Here is an 18216-nt window from a genome sequence, read left to right on the forward strand (position 1 = left end):
TGTTACTCTTTATTTAAAATACATTTCTCCATTAAATTAAAGACTTCTTTTTCATTCTTGTCATCGTAAACAATTTCTCCATTTGTAAGTACACCTAATTTAAGCCTTTCAAGCTCTGCTATAAAATGAGCTAACGCTTCTGCATCACACCGTTCTGGGGAAATTATTAGTTTGAATTTCTTTTCCATGTAATCATAGTTATCTGTAATCTTCTCATTCCCTTTAAAGATAATAGTTTATTGATAAAGTGGGGAATTCACAGCAAAACACTGTCACTTTATATTAAATCATTGATTCCACTGCATTTAAGTGTTGATAAGTAATAATTGTTTTTCTTTTTGTGTCTATAGAATATTTATTATAGCCAGAGTTCCCTGCTGACTGTTATACAATACAAAAAAGCTCTAAGTTTGCAGTTAATAGATAAGAGGTCGGAAATTTATTTTAAAAAAGTCAAGCGAGACGAATAATTACCTCCGCATCTTATCAGGAAAATATCAGTCTTATTATCTTTGTTGTATTAAGATAAAGACTGATAGGCGGGAAGAGGACACCATAAAAGAGAAAGCACTTGAGGCTAGCCCACGTAACGGCCTCTCTCCGCCAAGCTGCAAAGCTCCGATAGAATATCAAGGTTGCGAGCCTATTTAGAGTTTAGAGTTCAAACAGCTTTTACCAGTCTTAGAAAAGTACAGCAAAAATATGAAAAAATTATTTATTGGAATTGATTTTTCAAAGGAGAAACTTGACGCGACGATAATTCTCGCATGTGGAATGAACGAAATAGGCTCCCGTGAGTATGGGTGTTTCCCAAATAACACTACGGGCTACCGCAAGTTATGTAATTGGGTTAAAACAAACGCTTGGAATACAATTGCTGAGGAATGGCTATTCTGTGGAGAAGACACAGGTTCATGTAGTATAGGACTGAGCAAATGGCTTTACGGAAAAGGCTATGACATATGGATTGAGAACGCTTACGCCATAAAACATAGCAGTGGTATCCAGCGTGTGAAAAACGATAAGGCGGACTCAGCAATCATTGCTGAATACGCATGGAGGCAACAGGACAAGGTTGTACCCTTTGAACCATTGAATGAATCCCTTGCGCAACTAAGGGAGATTTTCCTCTATAGGCATAAGCTAGTTGGGCAAAGAGTGGCAATGGAATTACGAAAAGAGGACAAATCACAATCAAACAAGTCAAAAGCAATATCCTTCATCAACCGCAAGAGCAAACACCTTATTGCGGAGATAAACAAAACAATTGCCGAATGCGATAAGGCCATTGATAGCATAATAGAGGCGGATGAGGAACTGAAAGAAAATTATGCTATTATAACCTCAATAAAAGGCGTAGCCAGGCAAAACGCAACCTGTATGTTGGTCTACACAAACAACTTCAAAAAATTCGGATATGACCCAAGAAAGATTGCATGCTATTATGGAGTTGCCCCCTTTGGTAAACAATCCGGAACGAGTGTAAATACACCTGCTCATACAAGCCATTTCGCCAATAAACTTATTAAATCATTATTAGGACAAGCAGCTCATATAGCCAAAATATATAATCCCGAAATTAGAGATTACTATCAAAGACTGATTAGTAAGGGAAAGAAGCCTCAAGTGGCTTTAAATAATGTCAAGAACAAACTCATAAGAATCATAGTGGCATTAGTCAGGAAGAAAGTACCATATGATCAAAATACATACAAATATTATGAAGAACGAGAAGTTATAGAAAGGAAAAAGAACGAGAAGTTAATTTATTGTTAAACGGAATAAGAGATTAGGATATTAGCATAGAATACGTGGAAACTATTGAATATTACCGTTATGAGGCTCTGGACTGCCCAAGAATGAGTAATAAACAATAGCCCACGCCAGAAAAATATATAGTTCATCCCTTAAGATGAATATATAACACTGACGTGAGCGTTCTTGCCTACTATCCTCATTCTTTGAAATTGTCCAGATTTCATAACAGGATAATATATCAAACGCTCTTCGTTAACTATGTCCTTTCAGAACTATCTCCATAGAAGTCTGAAATTGCTACAAAGTTACTAAAAGCTGTTTAATTTGCAAGAACTATTGTTTATTAAAAGTTGAGAGCTGTCTCTACTCAATAATTCAGGATTGGTATGAAACTTGTCAAATCTCCATATAAGTAGAAATTCTGAATTTTCATACCAACCCAATTATCATTATCAGAAGCTAAGGCAATCATAGGTATTTAATAATTCCTCTTGCCTTAATCCCAAGTATCTCTTAGTAATTGACACACTGGAATGATTGAATAGCTCCATGAGCTTAACAAGTGCAAGCTCTGAATTATCGTTATTCATGTTGTAGACCTGTCTGCCAAAGGTCTTCCTAAGAGAATGGCAACTGAAATTGCCTATATGCAACTTGTACTTCTTCTTTATCTCCTTCAACATGACATTGATTCTCTGAACTGTGTACACTGTCCCCTTCTGACTTATCAATGCAGGAGCATTTATGCCAACTGGATTTATATGCTCATAACAATCTCTGATATGTTGCTGTAGCTGCATATTAATCCTAATTGTCCTTTGCTTCCCTGTCTTAATCTCTGTAATGGTAAACTCTTCTGCATCTAATATCTGATTCCACCTTAAAGCAAGAATATCAGAAATTCTTAAACCTGTGAAGCAACCTAAAGCGATAAGAAGTGACATCTTATAATTACTATCCCTTGCCAATTTTCTTATTAAGTTCATTGCTTCGCTCCATTGCAGATAATCTGCTGTTGTACTTGAATATTTAAGTGACATAATGTTCTGTTTTATAGTAAAACTAATAAAAGTGAATATTATTTTTTAATTGGAATATCTAACTTGCTGATTACTAGTTAAACATTCACTAATAAAGAAAGTGAACATTTTTATAAAGCAAGGACACTAAGCAAATAATGTCCTTACTTCATTCAACCTATATAAAAGGTAGGTGAGCTTCATCCAACACGCCACTGTCAACTATCCGTTGACAAAGTTCGTGTGATGCCTGATTCCTAAGGTCTGTGCCATAGTCCTTACTGCCAACCATGCGGATAATCTCCACTATGGTTTTCATTAATTCCTGCTGTAGTGTACGGTGATAACACCTTGTACTCTCTGCAAACCTTTTAGGATTCCAACTATAATCGTTCAAGGCTCTTTCAAGTTCTTGCGCTGCCTTGTATTCGCGACTGCCTTCTATTACCATATTCTTTAATATTTAAGAGGTTTATAAATAAAAAGAGCACCTGTATAGATGCCCTTTGTTTCTCTGCATTTTAATGTACTACTTCATTGTAATAATCTGGTATATAGTCCAAATAATCATCAAGAAGAATACAACAGGTGAAATTGCACACGCAATAAAGAAAACTATAATCCAGAATGTAACGACTACTAACGTTTGTAACATAAATCTTTGATTATTAATAAGTGACAGAATAAAGAAAGGACACCTATACTTTATTATATAGATGCCCTTTTTCTGTATTTGATAATCCTGTGTATTCTCAAATACCACTAACTAAGAAACCACTGATATTTGTCATCTATTCCACGTAAAACGTTGTTAATTCCAACACTGATTTCCGTTGCATTAACTGCCCGCTGCAAATAAGTGTCCACGTAACTATTCTTGTTGGATTGGGTGAGCAAATTGTGAAAATCGAAAAGAGAAATAGCATTATCTTTCATTCCAAACGCTTCGTTGTGATAGAAGTCACGGCAAACACTGTTTATCTGGCTGTCAGTTATCAATAGTTTAGGTATTGATTTCTGATAACCAATTGGCAATGCTTGATAGCAACGACAACGACCAATGATTTGTGCAAACTGTGATTCACTAAGTGAAGTGTTGGATAAAGTTTGCATCAAATGGATTTCTTTGGCTGGATTGAAATTGTTAAACAAGTCAAGCACATTTCTATAGAGTTCACCAATGTTTGAAACTTCCATAGAGAACTTAACTCCTTCTCCTGTGAGTACTTGATTACTACAAATGCGAACACGCCACCCAATAAAGACTGAAAATTTCTCCAAGCCTTTTGTTGAGCGATAGAGGTTTAAGTCTGAATAATTCCTTACTCCACCCACGCACAATTCAAGTTTTTGCCCATTTACTGTCTCATAAATAGTTGGAATTGTAAATGCAAAAGCAAGTCTTTGATAGAATTGTGTTTTCTCACATTCTAACAGTTCAGAAGCTTTCTTGCCCAAACTTTGGGGAGTTCTGCCACGTACAATATGACTGCAACGAATATCAGGCGCATTTACTGTCTCCCCTGCATAAAAAGAACTGGCTGCATCATGCACACATGATATAAAATCTTGATGTGCGATTGTCAACTCTTGGTTTGCCCATGTAGGTACAACGCATTGAGTTGTCAATTCTTCCAATGTAACGGGATTTGTGTTAGCATCTAAGAAAGATACGCTTGATTTAACAACAGACTCTTCTACTACTATAGTTGCATCTTCTGCAAATTCACCAAAGTTTCTACTAGTTCTCTGCACTGGCATAATCTGTAATGTTGATTCCATAATCTGTAATTTATTTAGTTAATATTAGAAATTCCTCTGTCTGAAAACTAAGCAAGCCACAATCAATATTAATAATCCAATAAAGAACTGCGGCATTAAGACTACTGGCACAATTAGAATTATTCCAAACGTCAATAAAATCTTTAAATTCTCCATACGCATAATAATAGATTAGTAAATAGTGTATTTAAGGACAAAATGAGGGCTTAACATGAAGCACTATTCATTCACTTTCCTTTGTGCATCTTTATATGTAGACATATACAAATCGTTGATAAGTCCGCACATTTCAGAAGTTCAAAAGGTTTGTGGGCTGAATAGCGATTCATGTTATCCTTTCATTTTTCCTAATGATTGGTGAGGGGTATTTTGGGTAATAGAAGGGGCTTATGCACGATATACATTTGATACGCTCACTGACAAATCAAATATTTCACTCTATCACTGCATAAACTCCAAATAGAAACACTTCCTCAATAAAAGGGGTGGGGGGTATGAATTTTAAGTACCTATATTTTTGAGTTGGGTATCAAAGGGAACTTTACCAGTAATATATATCACTCTCAAATGCCATTAGTGCCCTTTAGGACATACTCCCCTATAGAATAACGGACTTATGCCAGTATCAGTATAAAGTTTGCAGATTGTCCACAATTCATGATTTTACTGTCGGAATATTAATTACCTTTGCAATATCAGGACAATGGGAAACACCCCAAATATAATCCTCAAAATTATTCCGATTCCATGTTAGAGATACCCTAAACGGGTATAATTCGACCTGATGCGTATCAGGTTTTATCATTCTTGTGACTGTCCAATATTTCTACCATGACTCCCTTATACTAAAGATAAAAATTCTCTATAAAGTGGACAACACTAGATTAGATTATTCCAGTCAAATTAACTTTTAACTTAACTTATGAAGAAAGAAATGATTAAAATTCCGGCAAATATCAAGTATTTGACCGAACGGGAGAAGTTCATAGAAGAATTCGGGAAACCGTTTGAACTTCCCAATGGTATTTTGAATAAAGAGATACCCGGCTGTGGAGCAACTACAGTCGCACTGACAGATGAACATAAAACTATTATATGCAGCCCTCGCAATGAGCTGTTGAAAAACAAACATGAACAATACCCTGATACCTTGCTTGTAATTGGCGGGGTGGACACCAAAGAGATTGAGACATATTTGCAGACTGCGGAGCTTCCCAAGATTCTGGTCTCCTACGATTCCGTGTATAAATTGATTGGCTGTATTAAATATAAATCAGATTGGCGTGTAGTAGTGGATGAATTCCAATGCCTGTTGGCAGATAGTAGTTTCAAGTCTGAAATAGAATTGCACTTTTTGGATAATTCAAGGTCGTTTCCGTATGTTACATTCTTATCGGCAACTCCAATTCTTGACAAATATCTGGAACAGATTGACCACTTCAAGGATATGAATTACTATCAGCTTGACTGGGAAGAAAAGGATATTGTCAGAGTATATAGAGAACGCACAAAGAATCCTATCAATGCAGCATTGGAAATAGTTCGCTACTATCAGAATGGCAATTATCCTTCTGTGTATGTTAATGGGGAAAGGATTTACTCCAAAGAATGTGTTATATTTCTCAATAGTGTAAATAATATTGTGAATATTATTAAACAAACAGAACTCAAACCGGAAGAAGTGAATATCATTGTAGGCAACTCCGAAGATAACGACAGACAGATTGCAAGGATTGGGGAAGGATTTAAACGGGGAAGAATTCCCTTGAAGGGGGAGACGCACAAGAAATTCACCTTCTGTACTTCCACCGCTTATGCGGGCTGTGATTTTTACTCTACCAATGCCGCAACTTTTGTCATTAGTGATTGTAATCGCCCGAACACTGCGGTTGATATAGCAACGGAACTGGTACAGATTGCAGGCAGGCAGCGTCTGGCATGCAACCCCTTCAGGCAGTTCCTCACCTTCGTTTACAATGTCAATGCAGAGGAGGTAGAGCAGGAGACATTCAATGAGCATCTGTGCCGGAAGGTCAATGTGACACTTGACGAGATTAGAGACAACAACAATGCCGGTGAAGCATTGAGAGCCAAACGTATCAAGGATTTTAGGAGAATCCCCGATAATGTAAAATATCAGGATTCATATACAATGTACGATGAACAGAAAGGAGAATTTGTTTTCAACCGTTTAGCCTATGTAAATGAGCAATACTGTTTTGATGTCCAGAAGTTCAATTATCAGAATGGGGTAATTGTAAAGAAACTGCTCCAAGATAGTAGTTTCGATGTCAGTGAGAATCAAACTTATGCCGTTTACCAAGAACAGTTGAAACATCTAATCAAAAAGGAGCCATTTGTAGACAGGATGCAGGCATACTGTGAATATCGTGCCAAGCAAGGGCTGATTGTCAATCTCGCAATGCCAACACTGGAAAGCAAATATCCAGAATTGAGGTATTATTATGAGGCTTTGGGCGTTGACAGGATTAAAGCTCTGAATTATAAGGAGAAGAAACTGCTCAATGAAATCCATATCATGAAAACCAAAAATAAGATTCGTCATGAATTACACGGCATTATTCATATCGGAGACAGAATATTAACTACTGATATTCAGCAAACCTTACATGATGTATATGACAGGCTAGGCATTGACAAGTCACCGAAGGCGACCGACCTCAATGAATTCTTTGAGATTCATCCCGTCAAGATACCGACCGCCAACGGCCGGAAGAATGGCTTTGAGATTCGAGGAATATTGTAAACAAACAGAAAGAGGCTGAACTCAAAATCAATTTGAGACAGCCTCTTATTTTTATGTATCATGTACAATCCGGTTATTCTTATTGCTGTTGAGCGTTACGCATCTCAATAACTCGCTCGATGATTAAGTGCTGAATACAGCTAATTTTATCTTCGCACTTAGCTGCTTCAATCCGCAACTTCTCTGTTGCTTCAATGCTGTTTAATACATCACAGACTGTAGCAAAACCATATTCCGAGATACCATAATTAATGGCCTTAATATATCTGGTCTGTTTTGCAGCTTTCACGCCAAAGGCTTGTACTGTTGCCTTCATCAATTGCTCTGCCTGCGCATAAGTTCTATATTCTTCTTTAAAAAGAGAAGAACTCATAGCAAGGGCTTTGCTTTGTAATAAAGAAACAGTAGTGCTTATACCAAAATATCCCTGTACGGCAGTGCCAGACATAGAGTACATTATGCCGAACTTGCGGATATTCAGTAATAATTCATCTCCCGTTACAATTCCGGCATATCCTATCCACTCATCCTTTGAAGGACATTGGGAGAGATATGCAGTTGTTGCTACTCTGTGATAAGCGTCAGCAACGCTATCACATTCCACTAATTCAGCTTGCAGTGGCTCATCTGTCAAACCAAGCAAGTTAACATTGTCGGCTTTATCCAGGTAGACCATTACGGCCGGAGCATTATCGGGAAGATTCCCTATTTTACTACCAACGTAATCGTATAAAGGAACATTCTCTGCGTAGAATGGTTTTGCATCACAGAAGCAAAACACAGTCGGCAGGAGCTTGCTCTTATCTATAGATTCATAGGTTTTATTCTTCTCAAGGCATTTACGCCTGATAGAATAATCGGTGAAGGCAGGAATGATTTCCTGTTCTTCGCCATTTATTAATATAGTGGTAGCAAAGTACCATTTGGGAGCATCTTCGCTCCCCATATTTAAATGTTTCATAATATTAATATTATCGAAATTATTAAACGGTATATAAGAGCGGGCATACTTACTTATACCTTCATATATACCCGGCAATCCGAGAATTGCCTAATTAATAATATTAACAATTATGAACTAATTGCCACAGCTTATCACTTCCAAGCAAAAAGCGATAGCTTAAAGCACCGAGGTGCTGGGGTCGGATTGTACATGATGTCAATGAACGAATTGTTCAATGCTTACTCATCAACAATATGAGTTAATCATTTAACTGCTGCAAAGATAAACCATTTTACTGATAACATCCAAATTCTACAATCCATTATGGTTGATTTCGTCCGGATTATTGTACAAATATAGATTGTCTGTTAACGTCAGTTAATGAGATTTTACCATACCCTAATTCTCCTTACAGCCGTATCTGTTTGGGGAGAATATGGCGGTTTGAGTAGTAGAATCACTTTACTTGTCCTTGGCCCTCAATATTGCCGCTACAATTTCTTTCATGTCATTAAGGCTGTCATTATCCAGAATCCCCATTTTGAAAGCCTTATCAACAATCTGCATGACAGTTTCCACATTTACCTCTATCTTTATACATTTGACAATTAACAGCTTAAGCTCGTCCCTCAAATTGGACAGATTACCAACAGACAGCCGTTCCACATATTTATGGGCTACTTCAAGGCCGGAGGCGGGAGATTGCATATAAGCCTCTATTTCTTTCACAATACCACTTATCTCGCTATTGTAATCATATAGTTTGCCGTTCTTCACATATCCCATACGTTCAAACATGTCACTGGCTTTATTGATTTTAGATGCAAAAAATTGAGTGTCCAACAGAGTATCGAAGGTTATATTATTAGTTGCATCGTTCGTAGGCTTTACTTCATTGAGAGAATTTGTCTCCACCTTGCCCATATTGAAAATGCCATTATTTAAACTTTTGAAAGCATTAGAGACTTTCTTTGCTTTATCTTTACTGTTTAAATGAGAATAAACTTTGTCTATCATTTTTGTATCTTCATGTCCTGTCGCTATAATAACAGTTTCCTTTGGGATGCCTTTTCTACACAATATTGTGATAAAAGTATGCCTTGCTGTATGTGTATGCAGTAATTTATAAAGAGGTTGGGTTTGTTTAATCCCGTTTTCTTCATAAGTGATAGGCTCGTCTAATCCTGCTTGTTCTGCTACTTCTTTTAAGGCTTCATTGACAATGGACTTTCTTTCTTTATAATATAATAATTCTTTATTCTCATATTTGGATATAATTTCTTTGGCTAATGGCAATAGTGGAATTATAGCTCTGGCTTTTGTCTTTTGTTGTATAATGGAGATGGTTCCTGCTTCTTCGTCCATTTCATTATCTCCATTAAAGAATTTTTGCATATCGCCAATTCGTTGCCCAACTAAACATTGTAGTATGAATAAGTCTCTGATTTCTGTGTATTTCTTTATTTGTCTTTCTGTTCCTGTGATGATATGCTTGTAGAATTTATTCAGTTGCTCTTCTGTTAATGAAACTTTTTTGTTGTCTGCTAATTCTTTGTTGGACTTATCTTTCACGAACTCAAAACTGTTTAAATTGCTGTCAGACCATTTGAAAGGAATATCCAGTCTTTTATCTGCTATCCCTAGTAAATTAAATATAGTTCCTTTAATTATGTTACGTAAAGTGTTATGAGGATGCAATGGGTTTTCTTTTATGATTTGCTTTTGGTAGCGATTGATAGTATCTAAATTCATGCTCTCCCATGTATTGGGAATTTCATTCTCTTTGAGAAAACGCTCAAACTTGTCTATGTTAGAACGATATTGTTTCTTACTGCTTTCTGCACAAGTCTTTGCTTCTATAATTTGTTTCATTATAAAAGTTGCGGGTTTCTGTAATTCTTTCTTCATCCTATCTTTATATATGTGTTGTTTTAATAGTTTCATACTTTCTCCAATCTCGTCTGGATGCATACAAAGATAATGCTTAAATTCGATGAAATATTCTTTTAGTTTTGTGATTTTCTTGTTCACTATAGTGTTATTTATATTATCTATCTCTGATAGGCGTACGCTGATATATGCTTCTTGTCTTTTTTCATTCCAGTGGTCTGGATATATCTTTACCCCTGTAGATAGTTTAACTTGTTTGTTGTTTATTCTGCATACTAAATAGAGATTGGTTGGCTTCTCGCTACGTGGTTTTCTTAAATTGAAACGAGCTTGCATCTCATTAATAAAAATCTGCCTTTCCATAATCTTGTTCTTTAAAGTTGTTCTTTAATTCGGTTCTTTGAATGTGTTCTTTTAAGGCAATTCTTTCTGATAAGTATTAATTAGCTCCCCTCATTAAATATTCTGGTGCACAGTTTGCGCATTTTGAATAAAAAACCGTATATTTGCACGCAATAATTTTTAAACGCATAGCCCTATGTCATTTATTGCTGATAAGATTGTAATGGATGGGTTGACTTACGACGACGTATTGTTGATCCCCGCTTATTCTGAAGTTTTACCGCGCACTGTCGATCTCTCGACTAAGTTTTCAAAAAACATTGAGTTAAAAATACCTTTTGTGACGGCTGCCATGGATACAGTTACCGAAGCGAAAATGGCGATTGCCATTGCTCGTGAAGGTGGTATCGGTGTGATTCACAAAAATATGTCTATCGAAGAACAGGCAAGACAAGTTGCTATCGTAAAGCGTGCCGAAAATGGTATGATTTATGACCCTGTAACGATTAAAAGAGGTTCTACTGTTCAGGATGCACTGGACATCATGGCGGAATATAAAATCGGTGGTATCCCTGTGGTAGATGATGAAGGTTATTTGGTGGGTATTGTTACCAACAGAGATTTGCGTTTCGAAAGAGACATGGCAAAACACATTGATCTTGTCATGACTCCGAAAGAAAGATTGGTGACTACTAACCAGTCTACTGACTTGGAATCTGCTGCACAGATTCTTCAGAAACATAAGATTGAGAAACTTCCGATTGTCGGAATGGACGGAAAGTTGATCGGTCTTGTCACTTATAAAGATATTACAAAAGCAAAAGATAAACCGATGGCTTGCAAAGACGCCAAAGGTCGTCTGCGTGTAGCTGCCGGTGTAGGTGTTACTGCCGATACGCTGGAACGTATGCAGGCATTGGTGGATGCCGGTGCAGATGCAATCGTGATTGATACAGCTCACGGACACTCTAAGTTTGTGATTGAAAAACTGAAAGAAGCAAAGAAACGCTTCCCGAATATTGATATTGTGGTAGGTAACATTGCTACCGGAGAAGCTGCCAAAGCTTTGGTGGAAGCTGGTGCAGATGCTGTGAAAGTAGGTATCGGCCCGGGTTCTATCTGTACCACTCGGGTGGTTGCCGGTGTAGGTGTTCCACAGTTATCGGCTGTCTATGATGTAGCAAAAGCGTTGAAGGGTACAGGTATTCCTTTGATTGCCGATGGTGGTTTGCGTTATTCGGGCGACGTGGTGAAAGCATTGGCTGCCGGAGGATATTGCGTAATGATCGGATCATTGGTTGCCGGAACAGAAGAATCTCCGGGTGACACTATTATCTTCAATGGTCGTAAATTCAAATCCTATCGTGGCATGGGTTCATTGGAAGCAATGGAGAACGGTTCGAAAGACCGCTATTTCCAGAGTGGAACGGCTGATGTGAAGAAGCTTGTTCCGGAAGGAATCGCTGCCCGTGTTCCTTATAAAGGTACGCTTTTCGAAGTTGTGTATCAGCTGACTGGTGGTTTGCGTGCAGGTATGGGATACTGTGGCGCTGCTAACATTGAGAAACTTCATGACGCTAAGTTTACCCGCATTACCAATGCAGGTGTAATGGAAAGTCATCCGCACGACGTGACGATTACCAGTGAATCGCCTAACTATAGCCGTCCGGAATAATAGATAGATACGGTGAACTATTAACGGTGAACGGTGAACAGGCTGTATAATCAGCAGGGTGTTCACTGCTCACCGTTTGTTGTTTGAAAAATAAAAGTTGATGATGAAAAGAAGCCTGTTGTTGGGATGTATTTCTCTCTTTGTAGTCGCGGTCTTTGCACAGGAAGATCCGGTATTGATGCGTGTTAACGGAAGAGAGATACTCCGTTCGGAATTTGAATATGCATACCGCCGTTATGCGGAACGTTCAAATGCCAGACTTTCGTCCAAAGAGTATGCGGCACTTTTCGCTCAATCGAAGTTGAAAGTGGAAGCAGCCAGGGCTGCCGGACTTGATACGACCTCTATTTTTCGTAAACAACAGGAGAAATGCCGGACCGAGTTGGTGGAATCTTATCTGATAGACAGGCAAGTGATGGATAGTTGTGCCCGTGCTATCTATCAGAAGATGGGGTTGAAAGCACGTAGCGGCAGGGTACAGGTGATGCAGATTTTCAAACGTTTGCCACAGACAATCACTTCCCGGCATTTAGAAGAAGAAAAAACGCGGATGGATTCTATATACCGGATGATACAGAATCAGCCGGATTTGAACTTTAACCGTTTGGTCGAAATATACTCGGATGATAAGCAAAGTAGATGGATCGAATGTCTGGAAACAACGAGCGAGTTTGAGAATGTTGCTTTCTCTCTGGCAAAAGGTATGGCATCGCAGCCCTTTTTCACTCCTGAAGGGATTCATATCTTGAAAGTGATGGATCGGGAGGAAACAGCTGCTTACGAAAATGTCAGTGCCAGGTTAATGGAACGGTTACGGCGCAAGGAGATTTTGGACAAAGGTACAGGCGCGGTGCTCGAACGCTTGAAAAAAGCATGGCAGTATGCTCCCAATCAGGCGGCAATGGAAGAACTGCTGGCGAAAGGCCGTACAGAACAAACCCTGTTTACGATTGACGGACAAGCATACACCGGAACTATGTTCACGCATTTTGCCTCTTCTCATCCTCAAGCTGTCAAACGGCAGTTGGAAGGATTTATAGCTAAGTCATTGCTGGATTATGAAAGCCGGAATATCGAAAAAAAGCATCCGGAAATTCCTTATGCCTTGCGGGAATCTGATGAAAACTATTTGGTGGAAGAGATAACACGTCAGAAAATAGATTTGCCCGCAGCTAATGACCGGGCGGGATTGGCTACTTATTTTAAATTTCATTCGTCGGATTATCGGTGGGAGAGCCCCCGGTATAGAGGAGTCGTGCTTCATTGCGTTGATAAAAAGACGGCAAAGCAAGCCAAAAAAATGCTGAAGAAAGTGCCGGAAAAAGAGTGGGCGGACAAGCTTCGGCAAACTTTTAATACATCCGGGGAGGAAAAGATACAAGTTGAACAAGGAATTTTTGCCGACGGAGACAATAAATATATAGATAAACTGGTTTTTAAGAAGGGTGATTTTGATCCTTTGATGTCTTATCCTTTTACTATTGTAGTAGGCGAAAAAATGAAAGGTCCGGATGATTATCGGGAAGTAATTGATCGGGTTCGAAAGGATTATCGAAGCTATCTTGACACGTGCTGGATGCGGGAATTGAGTGAGTCCGGTAAGGTTGAAATAAACCAAGAGGTTTTAAAAACAGTTAATAATAACTGATGTAACCGATTATTCACTATCTTCGTACCTTAAATAAGTAGATTTTAGTTGCCGATGCGAATATTAGTCCTCTTACTGATTACCCTTCTTGGTTGTGGAGCGTGCAAGGAACAGCACGACCACAAAGGAAAGACTCCTTTGGTAGAGGTGGACGGTAATTTTTTATATAAAGAAGATTTGATGTCCGTGCTTCCGGTCGGATTGTCAAAAGATGATAGCATTCTCTTCACCGAGCACTATATTCGTAGTTGGGCGGAAGAGATTTTATTGTATGAGAAAGCTGCGAACAATATCCCCGATAATGTGGATGTAGACAAGCTGGTGGAGAATTATCGGAAAGCGTTGATAATGCATACTTATCAGCAGGAGTTGATTAGCCAGAAGTTGACGAATGATATTTCCGAACATGAGATAGCAGAGTATTATGGCAAAAACAAGGAATTGTTTAAACTGGAAAGTCCGTTGATTAAGGGATTGTTTATTAAAGTGCCGTTGACAGCTCCCCAGTTGAACAATGTGCGCAGATGGTATAAGTCGGAAAAACAGGATGCTATCGAGAGCCTGGAAAAATATAGTTTGCAGAATGCGGTGAAATATGAATATTTCTATGATAAATGGGTGTCCGTGACCGATGTCCTGGACATGATTCCGTTGAAAGTAGAGGCACCGGAAGAGTACGTAAACAAACACCGTCAGGTAGAATTGAAAGATACGGCTTATTATTATTTCCTGAATGTGAGCGATTATCGCGGAGTTGGTGAGGAGAAACCGTATGAATTTGCCCGCTCGGAAGTGAAAGACTTACTGGTAAATCAGAAACGGGTGAGCTTTATGGAACAGGTAAAGAACGACTTGTATCAGCAGGCGGTAAGTAAGAAGAAGATTATATATAATTATTAAATACAAAGAATGAAGAAGTTTGTGAACTTTAGATTTGTTGTTACCCTTGTCCTGGCAATATTTGCTAATGTGGCAACCTATGCACAAGATAATGTGGTTGATGAAGTAGTTTGGGTAGTAGGTGACGAAGCTATTTTAAAATCAGATGTAGAAGAGGCCCGTATGGATGCCTTGTATAATGGACGCAGATTCGAAGGCGATCCTTATTGTGTAATTCCTGAAGAGATTGCTGTGCAGAAGTTATTCCTGCATCAGGCAAAGTTGGACAGTATCGAGGTTTCCGAAGCGGAAATCATCCAGCGTGTGGATATGATGACCAATATGTACATCCAGCAGATCGGTTCCAGAGAGAAAATGGAGGAGTATTTCAATAAAACATCCACCCAGATTCGTGAAACTTTGCGTGATAATGCACGTGACGGATTGACGGTTCAGAAGATGCAGCAGAAACTGGCAGGAGATATCAAAGTGACTCCGGCAGAAGTACGCCGTTACTTCAAAGATCTTCCACAGGATAGTATCCCTTACATTCCTACACAGGTGGAAGTGCAGATTATTACTTTGCAACCCAAAATACCCGTTTCGGAAATCGAGGATGTAAAGAGGACACTGCGTGATTATACGGATCGTGTGACAAAAGGAGAAATCGACTTCTCTACATTGGCCCGTTTGTATTCTGAAGATAAGGCTTCTGCCATTAAAGGTGGTGAATGTGGATTTATGGGACGTGGTATGATGGACCCCGCTTATGCGAATGTGGCATTCAGCTTGCAGGACCCGAAGAAAGTTTCCAAAATTGTAGAATCGGAATTTGGTTTCCATATTATCCAGTTGATTGAGAAGCGTGGTGACCGTGTTAATACCCGCCATATCCTGTTGCGTCCGAAAGTCTCGGAAAAAGAACTGACCGAGGCTTGTGCCCGTCTGGATTCTATTGCAGATGATATTCGTGCTAACAAATTCACATTTGATGATGCCGCTGCCGTTATCTCACAAGATAAGGATACCCGCAACAATCACGGTATCATGGTGAACATCAATGAACATTCAGGTATCACTACTTCTAAGTTCCAGATGCAGGATCTTCCTCAAGACGTTGCTAAGGTAGTGGATAAGATGAATGTTGGCGAGATTTCCAAAGCTTTTACAATGATTAATGAGAAAGATGGAAAAGAAGTATGCGCTATCGTGAAATTGAAAACTAAAATCAATGGTCATAAAGCAACCATCGCGGAAGACTATCAGGATCTGAAAGAAATCGTAATGGATAAGCGTCGCGAAGAGGTGTTGCAGAAATGGATTCTGAACAAGCAAAAACACACTTATGTACGCATCAACGAAAACTGGCAGAAGTGTGACTTCAAGTATCCGGGTTGGGTCAAGAATGACTGATATAACCTTGCTTTGACTTTATATGCTGAAAAAGAATAAGAAAAATAAACAACAAGACAGGCATAGATGGCTCCTTATAGGCTTTCTATGCCTGTTTGGTGTATGTCTTGTGGCACAAGTGAGGCCGACGGGACAGAAACCCACGGCAGGGGCTTCGACAAAATCGACTGCGGATACGTCTAAGACGGCTCCCAAAACCAAAACGCCGGCGGGTAATAAGAAACAATCGGACAACAAGAAGCAACCGGAGAATAAAAAGACCAAAGTTTACTTGCTCCATGCTGACGAAGGACAGGCGGATAAGCTGGCACGTCCGGATGTGCAGGTGTTGATTGGTAACGTGAAGTTGCGCCATGACAGTATGTATATGTACTGTGACAGTGCACTGATTTTTGAGAAAACCAACTCCGTAGAAGCCTTCAGCAATGTGCGTATGGAACAGGGAGACACCTTGTTCATTTATGGTGATTATCTTTATTATGACGGAATGACGCAAATTGCGCAACTTCGTGAAAATGTGAAGATGATTAACCGGAACACGACCCTGCTGACGGACAGCTTGAACTACGACCGTCTCTACGATCTCGGATATTATTTCGAAGGGGGAACTTTGATGGATGAAGAGAATGTACTGACCTCCGATTGGGGCGAATATAGCCCTGCAACAAAACAGTCGGTATTCAACCATGATGTGAAGTTGGTGAACCCTAAGTTTGTGTTGACCTCCGATACATTGAGGTATAATACCGAAAACAAAATAGCAGTAATTCTCGGACCTTCCAATATTGTCAGTGATAATAATCATATCTATTCGGAACGGGGATTCTATAACACATTGACCGAACAAGCGGAATTGTTGGACCGTTCGGTCCTGACCAATCAGGGGAAGAAACTTGTAGGCGACAGTCTGTTCTATGACCGGATAATCGGTTACGGAGAAGCATTCGATAATGTGAAGATGACAGACTCCATCAATAAGAATATGCTGACGGGCGATTATTGTTTCTATAATGAATTGACGGACTCCGCGTTTGCAACAAAACGTGCTGTTGCTATCGATTATTCACAGGGAGACAGTCTTTATATGCATGGGGATACTTTGCAGATGGTGTCCTATAATCTGAATACCGATTCTTTGTACCGGTTGATGAAGGCTTACCATAAAGTACGTATGTATCGTACAGATGTTCAGGGAGTATGTGACTCACTGGTCTATAATTCGAAAGATTCTTGTATGACCATGTATACTGACCCTATTCTTTGGAATGACGGACAGCAACTGCTTGGTGAGCAGATCAAGATTTATATGAATGACAGCACGATTGACTGGGCGCACATTATCAACCAGGCGTTGACAGTGGAGATGAAAGACTCTATTCACTATAATCAAGTGTCCGGCAAGGAGATGAAAGCCTATTTCGTTAATGGAGATATGCGCCATATTGAAGTGATCGGTAATGTGCTGACAGCTTTTTATCCTGAAGAGAAAGACAGTACGATGACCGGATTTAATTGTCTGGAAGGTAGTATGCTGCATCTTTATATGAAGGATAAGAGAATGGAAAAAGGACTTTTTATCGGTAAATCCAACGGAACGATGTATCCGATGGACCAGATACCGCCTGATAAACTGCGTCTTCCTACTTTTGCCTGGTTCGATTATGTCCGTCCGCTAAATAAGGACGATATTTTCAACTGGCGCAGCAAGCGTGCGGGAGAAACATTGAAGCCGACTACCGACCGGCGACCAAAGACAGAAAAGCGAAACTTAATAAATATGAAGTAGTATGGGAATGTTTAACTCAATGAGAAAGCCCCGGGGCTTTAATCATCAATACATTTATGTAGACGAGCGGAAAGAAAAGCTCGCTAAGATGGAGGAGAACGCCAAACGTGACTTGGGGATGCTGCCGGAGAAAGAATTTAATCCGGAAGATATTCGCGGTAAATTCGTCGAAGGTACTACACATTTGAAAAGAAGAAAAGCAAGTGGCCGCAAACCGGTTTCTTTCGGAATCATACTGATAATCATTGCCTTCCTTCTCTATCTGTGGCATTATTTAGCAACAGGAAGCTGGAGTTTTTAATTGTTAATTTACG

The 18216-nt window shown here is 39.2% G+C and carries 14 protein-coding genes; 8 read left to right on the forward strand and 6 right to left on the reverse strand.

Annotated features, from left to right (window positions below):
- Positions 1 to 2: 2 nt before the first annotated feature.
- Positions 3 to 188: a hypothetical protein gene (locus tag KSX81_RS15680; RefSeq protein WP_004321167.1), complete on the reverse strand. Its 186-nt coding sequence runs from the start codon at positions 186 to 188 to the stop codon at positions 3 to 5.
- A gap of 514 nt (positions 189 to 702) precedes the next feature.
- Here KSX81_RS15680 and KSX81_RS15685 point away from each other — a divergent pair.
- Complete coding sequence (locus KSX81_RS15685; protein WP_008645115.1) at positions 703 to 1776, forward strand: IS110 family transposase; 1074 nt, start codon at positions 703 to 705, stop codon at positions 1774 to 1776.
- A 434-nt stretch (positions 1777 to 2210) separates the two neighbouring features.
- Here KSX81_RS15685 and KSX81_RS15690 read toward each other — a convergent pair whose 3' ends face one another.
- The 3 genes from KSX81_RS15690 to KSX81_RS15700 all read right to left on the reverse strand — a co-directional run bounded on the left by KSX81_RS15690 (position 2211) and on the right by KSX81_RS15700 (position 4559).
- Positions 2211 to 2798, reverse strand: coding sequence for a tyrosine-type recombinase/integrase (locus KSX81_RS15690; RefSeq protein ID WP_004321170.1), 588 nt, complete (start codon positions 2796 to 2798; stop codon positions 2211 to 2213).
- A gap of 157 nt (positions 2799 to 2955) precedes the next feature.
- Complete coding sequence (locus tag KSX81_RS15695; protein ID WP_004321173.1) at positions 2956 to 3228, reverse strand: hypothetical protein; 273 nt, start codon at positions 3226 to 3228, stop codon at positions 2956 to 2958.
- Positions 3229 to 3539: 311 nt separating this feature from the next.
- A complete protein-coding gene (locus tag KSX81_RS15700; RefSeq protein ID WP_109116202.1) occupies positions 3540 to 4559 on the reverse strand; it encodes a DUF3871 family protein in 1020 nt (339 codons plus the stop codon).
- A 922-nt stretch (positions 4560 to 5481) separates the two neighbouring features.
- Between KSX81_RS15700 and KSX81_RS15705 the strand changes: the two genes are divergently transcribed.
- On the forward strand, positions 5482 to 7326 hold the full coding sequence (locus tag KSX81_RS15705) for a DEAD/DEAH box helicase family protein (protein ID WP_109116201.1): 1845 nt from the start codon (positions 5482 to 5484) through the stop codon (positions 7324 to 7326).
- A 79-nt stretch (positions 7327 to 7405) separates the two neighbouring features.
- Here KSX81_RS15705 and KSX81_RS15710 read toward each other — a convergent pair whose 3' ends face one another.
- Complete coding sequence (locus tag KSX81_RS15710) at positions 7406 to 8287, reverse strand: hypothetical protein (protein ID WP_055256626.1); 882 nt, start codon at positions 8285 to 8287, stop codon at positions 7406 to 7408.
- Positions 8288 to 8731: 444 nt separating this feature from the next.
- Positions 8732 to 10522 (reverse strand): site-specific integrase, encoded by a 1791-nt coding sequence (locus KSX81_RS15715; RefSeq protein WP_055256596.1) that lies wholly within the window; start codon positions 10520 to 10522, stop codon positions 8732 to 8734.
- Positions 10523 to 10697: 175 nt separating this feature from the next.
- Between KSX81_RS15715 and guaB the strand changes: the two genes are divergently transcribed.
- The 6 genes from guaB (at position 10698) to KSX81_RS15745 (ending at position 18203) form a co-directional block, all read left to right on the forward strand.
- Positions 10698 to 12176: an IMP dehydrogenase gene (gene guaB, locus KSX81_RS15720; RefSeq protein WP_004297169.1), complete on the forward strand. Its 1479-nt coding sequence runs from the start codon at positions 10698 to 10700 to the stop codon at positions 12174 to 12176.
- 103 nt (positions 12177 to 12279) lie between these two features.
- Positions 12280 to 13824, forward strand: coding sequence for a peptidylprolyl isomerase (locus tag KSX81_RS15725; RefSeq protein WP_149964533.1), 1545 nt, complete (start codon positions 12280 to 12282; stop codon positions 13822 to 13824).
- Positions 13825 to 13878: 54 nt separating this feature from the next.
- Positions 13879 to 14724 carry a hypothetical protein gene (locus tag KSX81_RS15730; protein ID WP_004297171.1) on the forward strand — a complete coding sequence of 282 codons (846 nt, stop codon included), beginning with the start codon at positions 13879 to 13881 and terminating at the stop codon, positions 14722 to 14724.
- Between the two features lie 9 nt (positions 14725 to 14733).
- Complete coding sequence (locus KSX81_RS15735; protein ID WP_004297172.1) at positions 14734 to 16116, forward strand: peptidylprolyl isomerase; 1383 nt, start codon at positions 14734 to 14736, stop codon at positions 16114 to 16116.
- 22 nt (positions 16117 to 16138) lie between these two features.
- On the forward strand, positions 16139 to 17902 hold the full coding sequence (locus KSX81_RS15740; RefSeq protein ID WP_004297173.1) for an OstA-like protein: 1764 nt from the start codon (positions 16139 to 16141) through the stop codon (positions 17900 to 17902).
- Position 17903: 1 nt separating this feature from the next.
- Positions 17904 to 18203: a hypothetical protein gene (locus KSX81_RS15745; RefSeq protein WP_004297174.1), complete on the forward strand. Its 300-nt coding sequence runs from the start codon at positions 17904 to 17906 to the stop codon at positions 18201 to 18203.
- Positions 18204 to 18216 lie beyond the last annotated feature (13 nt).

Source organism: Bacteroides sp. MSK.18.37, from assembly GCF_019129155.2.
GTDB lineage: Bacteria > Bacteroidota > Bacteroidia > Bacteroidales > Bacteroidaceae > Bacteroides > Bacteroides ovatus.